Annotated in this window: 16 protein-coding genes and 1 tRNA gene; 8 read left to right on the forward strand and 9 right to left on the reverse strand. The window is 72.4% G+C overall.

Going from position 1 to position 16,083, the window contains the following annotated elements; all coding sequences use genetic code 11:
• Positions 1-46: 46 nt before the first annotated feature.
• Positions 47-724, forward strand: coding sequence for an alpha/beta hydrolase (locus CYAGR_RS09820; RefSeq protein ID WP_015109651.1), 678 nt, complete (start codon positions 47-49; stop codon positions 722-724).
• 21 nt (positions 725-745) lie between these two features.
• On the opposite strand, the gene CYAGR_RS09825 is transcribed toward CYAGR_RS09820, so the two are convergent.
• Positions 746-1,117: a DUF3155 domain-containing protein gene (locus tag CYAGR_RS09825; protein WP_015109652.1), complete on the reverse strand. Its 372-nt coding sequence runs from the start codon at positions 1,115-1,117 to the stop codon at positions 746-748.
• A gap of 403 nt (positions 1,118-1,520) precedes the next feature.
• Between CYAGR_RS09825 and CYAGR_RS09830 the strand changes: the two genes are divergently transcribed.
• Positions 1,521-2,645, forward strand: coding sequence for a sensor histidine kinase (locus CYAGR_RS09830; protein ID WP_015109653.1), 1,125 nt, complete (start codon positions 1,521-1,523; stop codon positions 2,643-2,645).
• Here CYAGR_RS09830 and CYAGR_RS09835 read toward each other — a convergent pair.
• On the reverse strand, positions 2,611-3,381 hold the full coding sequence (locus CYAGR_RS09835; protein ID WP_015109654.1) for an adenosylcobinamide-GDP ribazoletransferase: 771 nt from the start codon (positions 3,379-3,381) through the stop codon (positions 2,611-2,613). The two genes, CYAGR_RS09830 and CYAGR_RS09835, sit on opposite strands and share 35 nt — an antisense overlap.
• A 92-nt stretch (positions 3,382-3,473) precedes the next feature.
• Here CYAGR_RS09835 and tgt point away from each other — a divergent pair, with 92 nt between their 5' ends.
• Together tgt and CYAGR_RS09845 are read left to right on the forward strand one after the other, a co-directional pair.
• Positions 3,474-4,595, forward strand: coding sequence for a tRNA guanosine(34) transglycosylase Tgt (gene tgt, locus CYAGR_RS09840; RefSeq protein WP_015109655.1), 1,122 nt, complete (start codon positions 3,474-3,476; stop codon positions 4,593-4,595).
• A 32-nt stretch (positions 4,596-4,627) separates the two neighbouring features.
• Complete coding sequence (locus CYAGR_RS09845) at positions 4,628-4,786, forward strand: photosystem II reaction center protein K (protein WP_015109656.1); 159 nt, start codon at positions 4,628-4,630, stop codon at positions 4,784-4,786.
• A gap of 27 nt (positions 4,787-4,813) precedes the next feature.
• Here CYAGR_RS09845 and CYAGR_RS09850 read toward each other — a convergent pair whose 3' ends face one another.
• Complete coding sequence (locus CYAGR_RS09850; RefSeq protein WP_015109657.1) at positions 4,814-5,542, reverse strand: WecB/TagA/CpsF family glycosyltransferase; 729 nt, start codon at positions 5,540-5,542, stop codon at positions 4,814-4,816.
• A 79-nt stretch (positions 5,543-5,621) separates the two neighbouring features.
• Between CYAGR_RS09850 and CYAGR_RS09855 the strand changes: the two genes are divergently transcribed.
• Entirely contained in the window at positions 5,622-8,855 is a 3,234-nt protein-coding gene (locus tag CYAGR_RS09855; RefSeq protein WP_015109658.1) for a glycoside hydrolase family 15 protein, read from the forward strand.
• On the opposite strand, the gene CYAGR_RS09860 is transcribed toward CYAGR_RS09855, so the two are convergent.
• The 3 genes from CYAGR_RS09860 to CYAGR_RS09870 are packed head-to-tail and all read right to left on the reverse strand — an operon-like array spanning position 8,852 to position 11,436.
• Positions 8,852-9,844, reverse strand: a complete 993-nt coding sequence (locus CYAGR_RS09860; RefSeq protein ID WP_015109659.1) for a Gfo/Idh/MocA family protein — start codon at positions 9,842-9,844, stop codon at positions 8,852-8,854. The genes CYAGR_RS09855 and CYAGR_RS09860 overlap by 4 nt on opposite strands.
• 35 nt (positions 9,845-9,879) lie before the next feature.
• Positions 9,880-11,157 (reverse strand): hemolysin family protein, encoded by a 1,278-nt coding sequence (locus CYAGR_RS09865; RefSeq protein ID WP_015109660.1) that lies wholly within the window; start codon positions 11,155-11,157, stop codon positions 9,880-9,882.
• Positions 11,158-11,199: 42 nt separating this feature from the next.
• Positions 11,200-11,436 (reverse strand): hypothetical protein, encoded by a 237-nt coding sequence (locus CYAGR_RS09870; protein WP_015109661.1) that lies wholly within the window; start codon positions 11,434-11,436, stop codon positions 11,200-11,202.
• Positions 11,437-11,490: 54 nt separating this feature from the next.
• Here CYAGR_RS09870 and CYAGR_RS09875 point away from each other — a divergent pair, with 54 nt between their 5' ends.
• Positions 11,491-12,156 (forward strand): Fe2+-dependent dioxygenase, encoded by a 666-nt coding sequence (locus CYAGR_RS09875; protein WP_015109662.1) that lies wholly within the window; start codon positions 11,491-11,493, stop codon positions 12,154-12,156.
• A 6-nt stretch (positions 12,157-12,162) separates the two neighbouring features.
• Here the strand turns inward: CYAGR_RS09875 and CYAGR_RS18385 are convergent.
• Both CYAGR_RS18385 and CYAGR_RS09880 read right to left on the reverse strand, forming a co-directional pair.
• Positions 12,163-12,235 (reverse strand) — tRNA-Ile (locus CYAGR_RS18385).
• Between the two features lie 31 nt (positions 12,236-12,266).
• Complete coding sequence (locus CYAGR_RS09880; protein WP_015109663.1) at positions 12,267-12,800, reverse strand: hypothetical protein; 534 nt, start codon at positions 12,798-12,800, stop codon at positions 12,267-12,269.
• A gap of 132 nt (positions 12,801-12,932) precedes the next feature.
• On the opposite strand from CYAGR_RS09880, the gene pyrE reads away from it, so the two are divergent.
• Together pyrE and ygfZ are read left to right on the forward strand one after the other, a co-directional pair.
• Positions 12,933-13,526: an orotate phosphoribosyltransferase gene (gene pyrE, locus CYAGR_RS09885; protein WP_015109664.1), complete on the forward strand. Its 594-nt coding sequence runs from the start codon at positions 12,933-12,935 to the stop codon at positions 13,524-13,526.
• Positions 13,527-13,562: 36 nt separating this feature from the next.
• Entirely contained in the window at positions 13,563-14,543 is a 981-nt protein-coding gene (ygfZ, locus tag CYAGR_RS09890) for a CAF17-like 4Fe-4S cluster assembly/insertion protein YgfZ (protein ID WP_015109665.1), read from the forward strand.
• On the opposite strand, the gene CYAGR_RS09895 is transcribed toward ygfZ, so the two are convergent.
• Positions 14,501-16,045, reverse strand: coding sequence for a TM0106 family RecB-like putative nuclease (locus CYAGR_RS09895; protein WP_015109666.1), 1,545 nt, complete (start codon positions 16,043-16,045; stop codon positions 14,501-14,503). The two genes, ygfZ and CYAGR_RS09895, sit on opposite strands and share 43 nt — an antisense overlap.
• Between the last annotated feature and the right edge of the window lie 38 nt (positions 16,046-16,083).

Consider the following 16,083-nt stretch of genomic DNA (forward strand, 5'->3'; position numbering starts at 1 on the left):
AGGGCGGAGGAGGAGCCAACCTACGCAGCAACAGCCGAACGCCACCGTGCCCACGGATCCCCTCGCCGACCTGCCGCCGAGCGAAGACGACGCCACCGCCCTGTTCGCCGGCCCGCGCCAGGCGGACCGCCGGCTGGTGCTGCTGCACGGCTGGGGGGCCGACGCCGATGACCTTTTCGATCTGGGGGGGGTGCTCCTGGACGCCGATCCCGCCGCCATCGGCCTGAGTGTGGTCGCCCTGCGGGCGCCCCTGCCCCATCCGGCTGGCCTGGGCCGCCAGTGGTACGACCTGCAGCAGCCCGAATGGCCCCAGCTGCCTGAAGCCCGCCGGGCGCTGCGGCAACGGCTGCTGGCCCTGGGCGCCTCGGTGCCGCTCGAGCACACCTGCCTGCTGGGCTTCTCCCAGGGGGCGGCCATGGCCATCGATGTGGCCACGGGCTGCGGCCCGGACGCCACCGACCCCTTGCCGCTGGCGGGGCTGGTGGCCTGCAGCGGCTACCCCCATCCCGACTGGCAGCCCCGGACGCCACGCACGGACATCCTGCTCACCCATGGGGAGCAGGATCCGGTGGTGCCCTTTGCGGCCAGTGCGGCGCTGGAACGGTCGCTCGCCGAAGCCGGTGGGTCGGTGCGGCGGATTGCCTTCCCAGGCGGCCACAGCATCGATCCCGAGCTGATCGCCCCGGTGCGGGAGTTCCTGGTCAGGGGCTGGGAAGGTCGCTGACCAGGAACCGCAGGGCGGGAATCAGACGAAGGCGTACTCGTACTCCTCCATCTCCTCCCAGTCGTCGGAGGCCAGGGCTTCGAGGCCCTCGAAGAGCACCTCCTCCCCGATGCTGTCGACGATCAGGCGCAGGGACGGGAACAGGAAGTGGTTCTCCTCGGCGTACTGGGCGCTGAACAGGCCCTTCTCCCCCCAGAAGAAGCGGTCGGTGGTGTGCTCGTTGCGGCGCACGTTGAGGATCGCCGGAGCCGTCAGCTCCGTTTCGGCGATGTAGCGGCGCGCTGCCGTCACCGGTTTGTGGGAGCCGGTTTCGAGGTTGAAGGTCGGGACATGGGCGAGGACCCGCTGGCCTGCGAGACGACGGCGACTGATCCGCTTGCGCTTCTTGGACATGGCATGGATCCCGGTGAAGGGAGACCGAAAGGTGGAGTTAGGGGGGGGCTGCAGACGAGCGACGGCGGCCGTGGCCGGCGACGAACGGCAGGGAAGACCGACCACCCAGAGGTGGCGGGTCCACGTCCATACGACTGTCGACCTGGGGCTGGTCGGAGAGGATCACCGTCGGTAACGCCGGCCGTCTCCCGGAGGAGGTCATGGCCGGGACAGAGGCGGTGCGCAGCTGCCTCTGCTGTAGCCTCGGTTGCGGGCAAAGCGCAACGCTGGCCGTTACGACTGCAACTTTCCGCCCGTCCGAGGACCGCGAAGTAGTGGTCGTTACCAAGATCTTAAAACTTTTTTTGCGTTTCGACACGCCTCTCCCGAAAATTTCCCGGACGGATCCGGTCCGCGGCTGGTGATGCCTGTCTCGCAACGGTTTCTGGCCCTGGTGGGGTTCCAGCTGGGCCAGTTCGTGGACTGCCCTGAGGTCCGGTCCCTGGTGGTCTACGTCACCCATCAGGGGGAAACGGGCCAGCCCAGCCTGCTGCCGGTCGGCCACTGGCCCCCGGACGAGCGGGCCCTGCCGGCGGTGGACAGCGTCAGCCGGCTGCGGGTGCCGGCGGAGCAGCGGCGCTGGCTGCCCCTGCGGGATGGCCAGCGCCTGCTCGGTGCCCTGCAGGTGGAGGCCGCCCGCAACCCCTGGCCGGAGCCGCTCGCCCAGCGGCTTCAGGCCGTGGCCCTGGCCCTCACCGAAGCCCTGCGGCTGGATCTGGAGGGCGGGGAGCTGCGGCAGCGGCTCACCGAGCGTGAGGAGCAGCTGGGACTGCTGCTGCACCAGCTGCGCAACCCGCTCACGGCCCTGCGCACCTTCGGACAGCTGCTGCTGCGGCGCCTCGGCCCCGACCACAACGACCGCTCCCTGGTGCAGGGCCTGCTGGCCGAGGAGCGCCAGATCAACCGTTATGTGGAGGCCATCAGCGCCCTGGTCCACCCGGAAGGGCGGCTCGCCGCCCCCGTCTCCCCCCAGCCCCTGCTGCTGCCGCCCCTGCTGAGCGGACCCGAGGGCCAGCCCCTGGCCGGGCTGCTCGAACCGCTGCTGCAGCGGGCGGCCGCCACCGCGACCCTGCAGGGGAGGGAGTGGCACGGCCCCCGGACCCTGCCGGACTGGAGCGGCGACAGCGGATCGGTGGCGGAGATCCTCGCCAACCTGCTGGAGAACGCCTTCCGCTACAGCGCCCCGGGCGCCGCCGTGGGCCTGCACTGGGCCATCGACCACGGGGGGCTCCACCTCACCGTCTGGGACGGCGGGCCGGCCATCGCCGCCGCCGAGCGGGAGGCGATCTTCGGGCGGGGGGTGCGGGGAACCCGGGGCCAGGAGCTGCCCGGCACCGGCCTGGGCCTGGCCCTTGGCCGCGATCTGGCCCGCAGCCTGGGCGGCGAGCTGGCGCTCGTGGTGCCGCCCCGGACCGTGGCCGAAGGGCTGCCGGCGCAGGGCAACGCCTTCCGGCTCAGCCTGCCCAGGCCGTCAGCACCGCGGCGATGAGCAGCAGGCCCAGCGATTCGCTCCACTCCACACAGGCTCCGTAGCTGTCGCCGCTGTGGCCGCCGAGACGACGGCCCAGGACCAGGGGAACCAGCAGGGCCGGCAGCAGGGCCAGCGCTCCGACGGGCACGGGCCAGGTGGTCAGGCCCGGCCAGGGCAGCAGCAGCAGGGGCGGCAGCAGCAGCAGGGCGGGCCGCAGCTCCGCCGCCAGGCCGGCCCCGTGGGCGCGATGGAAGGCGGCGCTGCCGCCCGGCCGCAGGTAGGGGAACCAGGCCATGGCGGGCAGGGGCGCCACCCGCCCGCCGACCGCAGCCCAGACCAGCGCCATCGGCGCCGCCGGCCCCAGCATCGCCAGGGCCCCGGCCCGCAGCAGCAGCACGAGCACCAGGGCCTGCACGCCGCTCGCCCCCACCCGGCTGTCGGCCATCGCCTCCAGGCAGCGATCGCCCGCCGCCAGACCATCGGCACTGTCCATCACGCCATCCATGTGCAGGCCGCCGCTCAGCCACAGGCCGAGCGCCAGCACCAGCGCCACCTGGGCCACCAGCGGCACCCGCCCCTCCAGGGCCCACCAGAGCAGCCCCTGCATCGCGCCGAGAACGACACCGATCCAGGGGGCGAAGCGGGCGATCCGCTCGAACCGGGGCGCCGGCGCCGGCCAGGCCGGCAGCACCGAATAAAAGATCCAGGCCCCGGCCAGATCCCGCAGCCACGGTGGAGCGCTGAGGCGGAGCATGGGCAGGGCGGCGTCGGTGGAGGTGGCGGCGGAAACCCCGGGTAGCGTCGCAGCAACGGCGCCTAGCGTCAGCGCTGAGCCGCTGCGGCGTCATCGCCTTCGACTTCACGATCACCGCCCGCTGCCCGCGGACCCGGGCCCGCTGCGGCTGCTTCACCACCCCCCACGGCCCCGTCCACACGCCCCGGTTCATGCCGGTGGGCACCGCCGCCACCGTCAAGGGCGTCAGCACGCCCCAGCTGCGGGAGACCGGGGCCCAGATGGTCCTGGCCAACACCTTCCACCTGCATCTTCAGCCAGGAGAAGCGGTGGTGGCGGAGGCCGGTGGGCTGCATCGCTTCATGGGCTGGGAGGGCCCCCTGCTGACCGACTCGGGCGGCTTCCAGGTGTTCAGCCTCGACGCCATCAACCGGATCGACGACGACGGCGTGGTGTTCCGCTCCCCCCGCGACGGCTCGCGGATCGACCTGACCCCCGAGCGTTCCATGGCCATCCAGCGGGCCCTGGGGGCCGATGTGGCGATGGCCTTCGACCAGTGCCCCCCCTACCCCGCCACGGAAGCGGCGGTAGCCGAGGCCTGCCGGCGCACCCACCGCTGGCTGGAGCGCTGCGTCGCCTGCCACGGCGGCGGCGACCAGGCCCTGTTCGGGATCGTGCAGGGGGGCTGCTTCCCCCATCTGCGCGAGGCCTCGGCGCGGGTGGTGGCCGCGATGGACCTGCCCGGCATCGCCGTCGGTGGCGTGAGCGTGGGCGAGCCCGTCGAGGAGATGCACCGGGTGGTGCGCCAGGTGGGTCCCCTGTTGCCGCAGGAGCGTCCCCACTATCTGATGGGGGTGGGCAGCCTGCGGGAGATGGCGATCGCGGTCGCCAACGGCTTCGACCTATTCGATTGCGTGCTGCCCACCCGGCTGGGCCGGCACGGCACCGCCCTGGTGGGGGGCGAACGCTGGAACCTGCGCAATGCCCGCTTCCGCCACGACCACGGCCCCCTCGACCCCAGCTGCGGCTGCCTCGCCTGCCGGCACCACAGCCGCAGCTACCTGCACCACCTGTTCCGCAGCGAGGAGCTGCTGGGCCGCACCCTTCTGAGCCTGCACAATCTCACCACCCTGCTGCGCTTCACAAGCGCCATGGCCCAGGCCATCGGCGAGGGATGTTTTGCAGAGGATTTCGCTCCCTGGGAGCCCGACTCCCCGGCCGCCCGCACGTGGTAGGTTCCGGCCATTGCAATGGTTCTCCCCCAGGCATGGCTCTCTCCCTGCTGGCCAGCTACGCGCCCCACACCCTCGCCCAGCTGCCCGAGGCGTACCAGGCCTTCGGCCCCCTGGTGGACATCCTGCCGATCATTCCCCTGTTCTTCCTGCTGCTGGCCTTCGTCTGGCAGGCCTCCGTCGGTTTCCGCTGATCAGCGACCTTCACTGAGCACCGCCGTTCAGCGGCGTTCCCGCAGCACAGCCCAGGCGAAGGCCGGCAGCGAGAGCATGCGCCGCCAGCGGCTGGGCTCCTTGATCAGCCGGTAGAGCCACTCGATGTGCAGGGCTCCCATCCAGGCGGGGGCCCGCTTCTTGGTGCCGGCCCAGATGTCGAAGCTGCCGCCCACCCCCATCCAGAGGCCGCTGCGGGGTCCGGGCATCGCCTGGATCCAGGTCTCCTGGCGCGGCACCCCCAGGGCCACCAGCACCAGATCGGGACGGCACTGCAGCAGCTGGCGCTCCAGCCCGGGCCAGGCGTCCGCGTTCTGGTAACCGTGGACGCTGAAGACGAGCTTCAGCCCAGGAAGGTCGTGGAGCAGGCGGTCCCGCAGCTGATCCATCACCGCGGGACTCGCCCCCACCAGCGCCACGCGCCAGCCATGGGCGGCCGCATGGTCGAGCAGGCGCCGGGCCAGCTCGATGCCCGGAGCGCGGCGCACCCGGTGCGACTGGCGACCCAGGGCCCACACCACACCAGCCCCATCGGGAATCACCATCCGCGCCGCCTCGATCGCCGCCCCCAGGGCGGGATCCGCCCGGGCCGCCATGGTCATCTCCGCATTGAGGGTGACGATCTGGCCGCCGCCGGCCGCGTGCAGGGCCACGGCGTCCTGGAAGACGTCGTTGCTTACATTCACAGGGATGCCCAGGACGCGGGCACGGACCGGCGTGGTCGCGAGGGCTGCCATGGGAAGGAACGACGGCGGGGAGAATCTATGGCCTGGTTCCACGGCCGCCGCCACCGGCACGCCCCGTCCTGACGCGACCATGATGAAAACGGCGAGCAATGGCGACAGGGGCGTGACCGATTCGCCCGCCCCTCCCACCGACGCGGCGGAGGCCCGAGAGCTCCTGGAACGGCTCGACCGCGGCATCGAGCACGTCGTCCTGCGGCGCCAGCATCCGATCACGGGTCTGCTGCCCGCCAGCACCGCCAGCACCGTGCACGGCAACTACGGCGACGCCTGGGTGCGGGACTGCGTCTACTCCATCCAGTGCGTCTGGGGCCTGTCCCTGGCCCACCGGCGACTGACGGGCCCCTGCCGCCGCAGCTTCGAACTGGAGCAGCGGGTCCTGCAGCTGATGCGGGGGCTGATGCGCTCGATGATGCGCCAGTCGGCGAAGGTGGAGCGCTTCAAGGCCAGCCTCGAGCGCCTCGACGCCATCCACGCCAAGTTCGACACCGCCACGGGGGATCCGGTGGTGGCCGACGACGGCTGGGGCCATCTGCAGCTCGACGCCACGGCCCTGTTTCTGCTGCAGCTCGCCCAGCTCACCCGCTCGGGCCTGGTGATCGTGCAGACCAGCCACGAGCGCGATTTCCTCCAGAACCTCGTCTACTACGTGGCCCGGGCCTACCGGGTGGCCGATTACGGCATCTGGGAGCGGGGCGACAAGGGCAACCACGGCCAGCCGGAGCGCAACGCCAGCTCGATCGGCATGGTGAAGGCCGCCCTGGAGACCCTCGTGGGTCTGGATCTGGACGGCCCCCACGGCGACGGCAGCAGCTGCCTGACCATCCCCCATGACGCCATCGTGCGCCTGCGGCGTGCCCTGCGCGGCCTGCTGCCGCGGGAGTCCGCCAGCAAGGAAGCCGACAGCGCCTGCCTCTCGGTGATCGGCTACCCCGCCTGGGCCGTGGAGGATCCGGCACTGGCGGCGCGCACCCGCGAGAAGATCCGCAGCGAGCTGGCCGGGTCCTACGGCTACAAGCGCTTCCGGCGCGACGGCCACCAGACGGTGCTGGAGGACGTGACCCGGCTCCATTACGAGCGGGAGGAACTGGCCCAGTTCGAGCACATCGAGTGCGAATGGCCCCTGTTCCTGGCCTATGAGCTGATCACGGCCTGCTGCGAGGGCCGCTGGCAGGAAGCCCGTCGCTGGCGGGAACAGCTCCAGGAGCTGAGCGTGTCGGTCGACGGGGAGGCACTGCTGCCGGAGCTGTACCTGGTGCCGGAGCGGCTGATCGAGGCCGAGCGGCGCCAGCCCGGCAGCCAGATCCGTGTCCCCAACGAAAACGTCCCCCTCCTCTGGACCCAGAGCCTCACCTGGCTGTCGGATCTGCTGCTGCACGGCCTGATCACCGCCGAGGATCTCGATCCCTGCGGGCGCCGCCACCCCAGCCCCCCGGGGGCCGAGGAGGTGCTGGTGGCCCTGGCTCCGGCCGATGACACCATCGCCGCGGCCCTGGCGGAGGCCGGCCTGCCGGTGCGGCGGCCCTCGGACGGGGCGGCCACCCTGCGGGTAGCCAGTTCCCGCGAGCTGGCCCGGCGGCTGGCGACGGTGGGCGCCAACGGCCGCCTGGGGCTCTCGGGCCATCCGCCGGTGCGCATGGAGACCCAGGCCACCGCCCGGCTCTACCGCCACGACGGTGAGCTGATCGGCTTCCTGCCGGCGGTGCTGGAGGAGGACACCTTCTACCTGGCCGACGATGCCCAGGTGCTGGTGGACACGGTGGCCACCGAGGTGCGGGTGCTGCAGCGCCACTGGCGGGGCACCGGCGCCCCCCTGCTGCTCGTGCCGGTCGCCGCCGGCCCCTTCCGCCGCGACCCCGACGCCTTCCTGGAGCTGGGCCGCGATCTGCAGCAGGGCCAGCTGGGCTCGGTGCCGGTGCGCCTGGTGTCGCTGGAGGAGCTGGTGCCGCTCGCCAGCCTGATCGACCTGCCGCCCCAGGCGCTGGCGGCCTGCGATCTGGTGCCGGACGGCCACACCCTGCTGCCGCCCAGTGCCAGCCACCAGCCGCTCACCGCCCGCCAGGAGCAGGAGCTGGAGGACGTCCCGCTGGCCCATCTGGTGGACAGGCTCTGGGCCAGCCGCTCCCTCGAGGAGCAGGCCGAGGTGCTGGAACTGCTGAGCCGCCGGCTGGGCCCCAATGCCCGCCTGCAGGGCCCCCGCAGCGGCCCGGGGGTGCGGCTGATGGTGCTGTTGGAAGAGGTCTACCGCCGCGGCCTGGCCGACGCCGACTGGAGCGTGGTGCGCCGGGCCGCCGGGGCCATGGGCCTGGTGCACCCCCAGCTGGAGGATGCCCTCACCGATCTGCTGCTGCGCCAGAAGCAGGTGGTGGTGGGTCGCAACTACACGCGCGATTCGCTGCTCAGCCATCCGGAGGGCAGCCTCGCGATCGCGACGATGGTGCGCCGCTTCAGCGGCGAGGACGGGCGGGAATGGATGCTGCAGCAGGAGCTGCTGCTGGCCATCGACGCCCTGGCCCGCTCCGACGTGGATCTGCTCAGCGGCAGCCTCACCCTGCAGCTGGGGCAGTTCCTGCTGCTGCTCACCGGCGAACTGGCGGCGGAGGCCAACCTCAGCCCCAGCGAGGCCTTCGAGGCCCTCTGCGCCCTGCCGCCCCATGCCATCCGCCGCCGGCTGCGGGCCGTGCTGGCCGACGTGGAGCACGCCCGGGCCTCCCTGCAGCGCAAGGAGCAGCTGCATCTGCGCGGGCGGGTGCGCTGGGAGGTGCCCGACCCCCTGGCGGAACTGCCCAAGGACGGCAGCTGGCTGCAGCACCGCATGCGGCTCGGGGCCCTGCAGCGGGTGCCGAAGGACTTCTATCCCGGCATCTGGGACCTGCTGCACCACTGTCGGGGCCTGGTGATCGGCGACAAGCTGGAGCGGCGCAACCGGCTGGAGAGCGCCCCCCTGCTGCGCGAGAAGACGCCGGGGGAGAAGAACTTCGCGATCCTGGTGGAGCACCTGCTCAGCAAGATCGAAGCCCCGGAGTACCGCCGGCTCTGCATCGAGACCCTGCTCACCCTGATGGCCTTCATGGCCGCCAACCCCCAGGTCCAGTTCGACGATGACCTGGCCCTGGACGTGGTGATCGGCCACGCCGTGCGGGTGGGGTGGCAGCAGCGCCATCCCGAGGTGCCGAGCGAGGCCTACGGCCCCCACAAGGCGGAGGCCTGGGATCTCTTCTACCGCTCCTCCCCCGCCGACTGCCGCCGCTGGCAGCTGCTGGCCCTGCAGGAGCTCACCGAGCTCACGCCCGTGGGAGGCCCCTAGATCGGCGCCTCCAGGGCCATGCACAGGTTGGGCTGCTCGACGCACTGCTCGATCAGGTCGGCCAGCTGCAGGGCCCGGGAGGCCTGCAGGCCATCCACGGCCGGGGTTTCCCGGCCGCGCACGCACTGAAGGAAGTGCTCGAGTTCGGCGTAGAGGGGCTCGATCGAGGTGGTGCTCACCTCTTCGATGAAGCCGTCGTTGCGGTAGAGCAGCTCGCCGTGATCGGCGCTGACCGATTCATGGGAGCGCCGGTGGATGCGCAGATTGCGGTTGAGGAAATCCGTCTCCATCAGGCTGCTGCGGCAGTGGGCACTGAGGCTGCGGATCTTGCGGTGGGCCATCTTGCTGGCCGTGAGGCTGGCCACCACGCCATTGGCGAAGCCCAGGGTGGCGTTGACGTAGTCGATCGGGCCATCGGAACTGCGGCCGCCGGCCGCCGCCAGCCGCACCACCGGGGAGGCGGCCAGTTCGAGCACCAGGTCGATGTCGTGGATCATCAGATCCAGCACCACCGAGACGTCGTTGGCCCGGTCGGCGTTGGGGCTGTGGCGCCGGGCCTCGAGCACCACCACCTCCTCGTTGGCCACCACCCGCAGCAGCTCCCGGAAGGCAGGATTGAACCGCTCGATGTGGCCCACCTGCAGCAGGCGTCCCGCCGCCTCGGCCGCGCCGATCAGGTCGGCGGCCTCCTCCTGGGTGGCCGCGATCGGCTTCTCGATCAGCACATGCACCCCCGCCTGCAGACAGGCCATGCCGACCCGGTGGTGCAGGAGAGTGGGCACGGCGATGCACACGGCCTCCACCTCGCCGAGGAGCTCTTCGTAGGCGGGGAACCAGCGGCAGTCGAACTGTTCCACCGCCAGCCGGCCGCGGGCCTCATCGGGGTCGGCGACACCCACCAGTTCGGCATCGCGCAGCAGGCTCAGTACCCGGGCGTGGTGCCAGCCCATGTTGCCGATGCCGATGACACCCACGCGCACTGGGTTCATGGCAGGGGCGGAGCAGGTGGGCGCATTATCGATGATCAGGTTCCGTCCGTGCTGGCGAGGGTGATCTGAACCCGCTCGATGCGGGGGCCGTCCATGGTGAGCACGTCGATGCGGACCCCCTGCCAGCGCAGCCCTTCACCGGGGGAGGGGATGTGCTGCAGCCGCTCCAGAACAAAACCGGCCAGGGTGTGGTGGCCGTCCGCTTCGGGCAGCTGCAGGCCCAGCTGGCGATTGAGCTCGACGATCTCCAGGTCCCCCGCCGCCGACCAGGTGCCGTCGACGAGGGGCAGCAGGTCCTGGGCCGTCTCCAGGGGGTTGTCGTCCTCCCCGACGATCTCGCCGGTGAGGTCGGCCACGGTGACCAGCCCTTCGGTGCCGCCGTGCTCATCCACCACCACCAGCAGGGGCTGGCCGCTGCGGATCAGCGGCAGAAGATCCGCCAGGGAAGCGCTTTCCTGCACCTGGGCCACCGGCAGGATCCAGGGGGCCAGGGCCGTGTCGGGGTGGAGGAGGCCCCGGGCGATCGGCTCGGCCAGCCGCCGCAGGTCGAGCATGCCGCGCACGTCGTCGAGGGAGCTGCCGATCACCGGGAAGCGCGCGTGCTGGCTGGCATGCACCGCTTCCATCATCTGGGCGAAGGTGACATCCAGCGGCAGGGTGACCATGCCGGAGCGCGGCATCATCATCACCTCCCGCACCAGGGTGTCCCGCAGGGAGAACACCCCCTCGAGGATGCTGCGCTCGTCGGGCATCAGGCCGGTGACACTGCCGCTCTCGATCAGCGTCTCGAGCTCCCCGGCCGACAGCACCGGCACCAGCTCATCCCAGTTGCGCGGCAGCCCCAGCAGCCGCAGCAGACCGCCGCTGAAGCGCTCGATCAGCAGCAGCAACGGCGCCAGAGTGCGGGTGAGCGACTCGAGCAAGGGTGCCAGCCGCAGGGCCGAGCCCTCAGGACGATGCAGCACCCAGGCCTTGGGCACCAGACCGCCCAGGAGGGTGGCCAGCAGGGCCAGCAGCAGGAAGACCCCGGCATCGATCCAGGCCTGCTCACCCGAGCCCATCCAGCCGGCCACCTGCTCCGCCAGACCCCGGGCCAGCCAGCCCATGGCCAGCAGCGCCAGCACCAGACCCAGCTGGGTGGCCACCAGGACGCTGCGCATCCGGTGCTGGAGCCGTGCCACGGAACGGGCGCCAGGCTCGTCCGCCTCCTCGAGCTGCTGGACGCGGCTGGGCCGAAGACGGATCAGCGCAAGCTCCCCGGCAGCGAAGAAGGCCAGCAGGGCCAACAGGATCGCCAGGACCAGGAAGCGCATCGGCGGGATGTCGTGGCTGAAGGTTAGGCCCCGCCGCCCGTCTCAGCTTTCGCCGCCCTCGCCCCCCTCTCCTGCCTCGCCAGCGTCACCGTCACCATCCCGGTCGCCCTCCCTGTCGGCCCCCTCCGGTGCCCCTTCAGCCGGCCGTTCCGGGGCCGGGGCGCTGACGCCGTTCTCGCCGCCCTCCTGGTCCTTCGACCCGGGGGAATGGGCGCAGCCCATGGTGGCCGTGATCAGTCCGGTGGTGACGAGGAACAGGGCGATGCTCGATCGGGCCATGGCCTGCACCGTGATGGATGGGGCGAGAATTCTGGGGCAGCGGAGCGCCAAAGGATGCAGTTCCGTCTTGAACCTCTGCTGAGCAGCGGCCAGGTCGGCGAGCTGCGCCTGGCCCTGCTGGCGGAGGACGCCCCCTGGAGGGACGGGGCCGAAACGGCCGGATGGCACGCCCGGGAGGTGAAGCGCAACCGCCAGCTGGAGCCGGCATCCTCCCTGAACCAGACCCTCGCTTCCGCCCTCAGTGACCACCTGCTCCAGCATCCGCTGCTGCAGGCGGCGGCCCTGCCGGTGCGGCTGCACAGCCTGCGCTTCAGCCGCTGCGGCGTCGGTGAGGGCTACGGCCGCCACGTCGACAATGCCTTCATGGCCGGCGGCCGCTCCGACCTCTCCTTCACCCTGTTCCTGAGCGAACCCGAGCAGTACGACGGCGGCGCGCTGGTGCTGGAGGATCCGGGGGGCGAGAGCGCCCTGCGCCTGCCGGCCGGTCATGCCCTGGTGTATCCGAGCTCCCTGCTGCATCGGGTGGAACCCGTGACCCGGGGGGAGCGGCTGGTGGCCCTGGGCTGGATCCAGAGCCGCATCCGCCGCAGCGACCGGCGCGAACTCCTGTTCGAGCTCGACACCGCCCGTCGTGCCCTCTTCCAGAAGCAAGGCAAGGACGAAATCTTCGATCTGCTCACCCGCAGCTACACCAACCTGCTGCGGATGTGGGGCGAGTGAGGGGGATGGGGGTCGCGAGGATCGAACTCGCCTAAGGCGAATTATGAGTTCGCTGCATTCACCAGATTGCTAGACCCCCGGTGGACAGGCCGCTGCCTCAGGCGAGGGCCTCACCAGAGGCCCCGGATCGGCGGGGTCCAGGTGGTGCCGGCCGGCGGCCGGACGTAGGTGGGCGTGGCGGCCCCCGTGCCGAGGCTGGTACTGAAGCCGTTGGTGATGTCGGCGGTGCGCTGGGGCATCAGACCGCTCTGCTCGGAGAGCATCACCGACGCCGTGTTCTCGATGGCGGTGCCGTCCCAGATGATGTTCTGGTCGGGGAAGCCGAAGGCGACGATCCTTCCGCCGTCCCGGCCGGGGATCGAGAGGCCGAGGGGATCGGTGATCTGGTGCAGCAGATTGACGCCCTGGGCGAAGGGGGCCGAGAAGCTGTAGAAGCGCTGCTCCATCAGTTCGGGAGCGGAGCGCGTCACGCCGCAGCGGGTGACCTCCACCGGCCCGGTGCCGGCCGAGCCGGGCCTGGGGGCTTCGAGAGTGGTGGTGCAGAGCACCGGCCCGGCGAGGGCGGGGGCCAGGACGGCCAAGGGGAGCAGGGCCGTGAAGCCGGCAGCGAGGGGGGCAGGCACTGCCAGGATCGGTGCTGTCATGGGGTCTACGGGCCCAGCTCCCGGGCGAGATGAGCGCAGGTTAGCGACCTCTGACGCTCTCGCCCATCCATGGCCTTCCGTACCGGCCGCCACTGCGACGCCGCTCCCCCAACGCCGCCCCCCCCAACGTCGATGGTCACCCTGCCCTCCAGCCCCAGCCAACAGCGTTCCGCCCTGCTCGCCCTGCTGGCGGAGCGGGCTTACCGGCTGGGCGACTTCGCCCTGGCCTCGGGCCGCCGCAGCCCCCATTACGTCAACTGCAAGCCGGTGAGCCTGAGCGGCATCGGCCTGGCGCTGCTGGGCCGCCAGATGCTGGAGCAGGTGGAAGGCGAAGCCGCCGCGGTGGCGGGGCTCACCCTGGGGGCCGATCCCCTGGTGAGCGCGGTGGCCCTGCAGGCGGCCCTGGCCGGCCGCGACCTCGATGCGCTGATCGTGCGCAAGGAGGCCAAGGGCCATGGCACCGGCGCCTGGCTCGAAGGCCCCCTGCCGCCGGCCGGGAGCCGGATCACGGTCCTGGAGGACGTGGTCACCACCGGCGGCTCGGCCCTCAAGGCCGTGGCCCAGCTGCAGGAGGCGGGCTACGCCGTGGAGCGGGTGGTGGCGATCGTCGATCGTCAGGAGGGTGGGGCCGAGGCGATGGAGGAAGCGGGCCTCGACCTGCGCAGCCTGTTCCTGCTCGAGGAGGTGGCCGCCACGGCCGCCGGGCTGGACGGCGCGGCAGGCTGACCCCACGACAGGCGCAACCCCGCCACCCGCTCCGCCATGGCCCCCTCCCCCGACCCGACGCTGGCTGCGGCCGATCCCTGGCATTGGACGCCACCGCAGGGGAGCCGCTGGTCGCGGCCGGTGGGGCTGCTGCGGCTCGACGGCCCGGACACCCTGCGGGTGCTGCACGGCCAGACCAGCCAGGCCCTGGAGGGGGCTCGCCCGGGCCAGTGGCTCGGCACCTGCTGCATCAGCCCCACGGCCCGGCTGCGGGCGGTGGCGGAGGTGCTGGTGGACGACGCCGGGGCCTGGCTGGTGATCGTCGACGGGGATCCCGGCGCCGTGCGCACCGCCCTCGACCGGGTGCTGTTCCCCGCCGACAAGGTGCGGCTGGGTCCGGTGACGGCGGCCGTCCTGCACCGGCCCCTGGGGGCGCCGGAGCCGGAGTTCCTGCCCGCCGGCTCCTGGGCGGCGCTGGAGGGATCGCCGGGCTGGCGGCTGGGGGACGCCCTGCTGCTGCCGGCCGATGCCCCCCTGCCCCCCGCCCTGGCCGCACGGCGCCCCCTGGAGCCGCTGGAGGCGGAACGCTGGCGGCTCCAGCAGGGCCTGCCGGCGGCGCCGGGGGAGATCAACGACGAGGTGAACCCCTTCGAACTGGGACTGGCGGGGCGGGTGAGCCTGAGCAAGGGCTGCTACGTGGGCCAGGAAACCCTGGCCAAGCTGGCCACCTACGACGGGGTGAAGCAGCAGCTGCGTCGCTGGTGGGCCACGGCTGTCCGCGACGAGGCTGCCCCGGCCGGGGCCATCGCCGCGGGCACGCCCCTGCTGGACGGGGCCGGGGGCCGCGCCGGCCTGATCACGTCCAGCCTGGAGCTCCCCGGTGACGGGGGCTGGATCGGCCTGGCCCTGGTGCGCAAGGCCTGGCTGCAGGAGAGCACGCTGCTGGCCGGAGCGGTCCCACCTGTGCCCCTGCGCCTTTCGCTGCCGGAGACGTTTCAGTCGCCGCCGGTGGGGCCGGGGGGCAGGGCCGCGTCCTGATCCAGCAGCCAGCGGACCACCGCCCAGGTGGCCAGGCTGTCGTCCTGGTTGTAGCGGAAGATCCGCTGCAGCTTGCGGCCCAGGGCCCGCCGGCTGGGGCGCCGCGGGCCGCCGGAGCCCTCCCGCCACTGGCGCCACCAGAGCAGGCAGCGGGCACCGTCGACCCCCTTCTGGCTCCAGGTGAAGCCCCGCCAGCCGGCGACAGCCTTGAGCCCGTAGCTGTTGACCGGCAGCAGCCAGTGGCGCCGGAGCCGCTGGTGCACATCCACCAGCCGGGCCCGCAGCCGTTCCCGCTCCCGCTCGCTGGCCCCCTGGCGCTCGGCCAGTCGCAGCAGGGCGACCGACTCGGTTTCGCCGTAGTGCAGCACGGGCCAGTCGGGGTAGCGGGCCAGCAGCCTGCTCAGCCGCCGCCAGAGCAGGGCCTCGCCGTGCTCCTGCAGGGCCAGCAGGGGCTGGTAACTCCCCAGGATCTCCCCTGGCCCCGGCGCCCCGGGCCAGTGGCCGTCCGCACCACGCTCCAGCCGCACCAGGCCGTGGAGGAAGTCGTCGCGGGCATCGGGGTCGGATTCGATGTCATAGAGCAGCACTCCAGGGGCCACCGAGAGCTCCGGCAGGGCGGGGCCGACCCCCTCGCCGCTGCGCCGGGGGGTCCCCTCCTGCTGCACCCTGGCCTGGGCCACCAGCCGGGGGGCCACCTCCCGGTGCTGCTCCCCGTGGGCGGCCAGGTCCTCGGCCAGCCGCTCCGGGTCGGCCGCCGCCAGTTCGTCAAGGCTGTTGATGCCCAGGGCCAGCAGCAGCTCGCGGCGCTTGCCGCCGATGCCGCTCACCTCGCTGAGGTGCCCCTCCGCGGCGGCGACCCGGTCGCAGGCCCCACGCCAGCTGCAGAGGGTGCATTTCTTGCGGTCGCTGACCAGGGGCGGCGGCTCGCTGCGGGCCAGGTCGAGCGCCAGACGCTCAAGGCTCTCGTCGAGCTGGCGCTGCAGGGAGGGGCCGAGGGCGAGCCGTTCCCGCTCCAGCCCCCGGTCGGCGCCGGCCACCACCAGCCCATGGGGCACGGGAGCGCGCTGGTGGTCCGCCAGCAACCGCCCCCACAGGGCCAGCTGGAGGCGGTGCTCCCGGGTGAGGCGCCGGCCCTGGCGGGCCAGCACCGGCCGGTAGCCGTGGGCGCCCCAGCGGCTGGGGCCCTCGACCCGCTCCAGCAGACTCGGGTGGGCCTCCAGGCGCAGGCCCCGGGGGCCGGTTCCCGCCAGCCTGAGCCCCACCACACCGGGCGCCCCGTCGCGGCAGGCCCCCTCTCCGTGGCCGGGACGCTGGGGCAGCAGGCTCTGGAAGCTGCGCAGCTGGTCATCGAGGGCCAGGGCGCGGTGGGCACTCCAGAGCCGCTCCTGGGGAGCACCGTGGAGATCGAGCCAGGCCCGCCGCCGGCAGCGCACCCAGCTGCGCAGCAGGCGGTCGGTGAGGACGGGGGATCCGGGGAAGGCGGCGTCCGGGGTCTGGGGCATGGGCTGCAGGCTAGGAGGGCCGGTGGCCTGCCATCAGG

Source organism: Cyanobium gracile PCC 6307, assembly GCF_000316515.1.
GTDB lineage: Bacteria > Cyanobacteriota > Cyanobacteriia > PCC-6307 > Cyanobiaceae > Cyanobium > Cyanobium gracile.

Bases quoted from the DNA above. Each gene is read 5' to 3' on its own strand.
- CYAGR_RS09825 (WP_015109652.1), bottom strand. From the start codon at position 1,117: ATGTCCAAGAAGCGCAAGCGGATCAGTCGCCGTCGTCTCGCAGGCCAG.
- CYAGR_RS09830 (WP_015109653.1), top strand. From the start codon at position 1,521: ATGCCTGTCTCGCAACGGTTTCTGGCCCTGGTGGGGTTCCAGCTGGGC.
- CYAGR_RS09835 (WP_015109654.1), bottom strand. From the start codon at position 3,381: ATGCTCCGCCTCAGCGCTCCACCGTGGCTGCGGGATCTGGCCGGGGCC.
- CYAGR_RS09845 (WP_015109656.1), top strand. From the start codon at position 4,628: ATGGCTCTCTCCCTGCTGGCCAGCTACGCGCCCCACACCCTCGCCCAG.
- CYAGR_RS09850 (WP_015109657.1), bottom strand. From the start codon at position 5,542: ATGGCAGCCCTCGCGACCACGCCGGTCCGTGCCCGCGTCCTGGGCATC.
- CYAGR_RS09855 (WP_015109658.1), top strand. From the start codon at position 5,622: ATGATGAAAACGGCGAGCAATGGCGACAGGGGCGTGACCGATTCGCCC.
- CYAGR_RS09860 (WP_015109659.1), bottom strand. From the start codon at position 9,844: ATGAACCCAGTGCGCGTGGGTGTCATCGGCATCGGCAACATGGGCTGG.
- CYAGR_RS09865 (WP_015109660.1), bottom strand. From the start codon at position 11,157: ATGCGCTTCCTGGTCCTGGCGATCCTGTTGGCCCTGCTGGCCTTCTTC.
- CYAGR_RS09870 (WP_015109661.1), bottom strand. From the start codon at position 11,436: ATGGCCCGATCGAGCATCGCCCTGTTCCTCGTCACCACCGGACTGATC.
- CYAGR_RS09875 (WP_015109662.1), top strand. From the start codon at position 11,491: ATGCAGTTCCGTCTTGAACCTCTGCTGAGCAGCGGCCAGGTCGGCGAG.
- CYAGR_RS09880 (WP_015109663.1), bottom strand. From the start codon at position 12,800: ATGACAGCACCGATCCTGGCAGTGCCTGCCCCCCTCGCTGCCGGCTTC.
- pyrE (WP_015109664.1), top strand. From the start codon at position 12,933: ATGGTCACCCTGCCCTCCAGCCCCAGCCAACAGCGTTCCGCCCTGCTC.
- ygfZ (WP_015109665.1), top strand. From the start codon at position 13,563: ATGGCCCCCTCCCCCGACCCGACGCTGGCTGCGGCCGATCCCTGGCAT.
- CYAGR_RS09895 (WP_015109666.1), bottom strand. From the start codon at position 16,045: ATGCCCCAGACCCCGGACGCCGCCTTCCCCGGATCCCCCGTCCTCACC.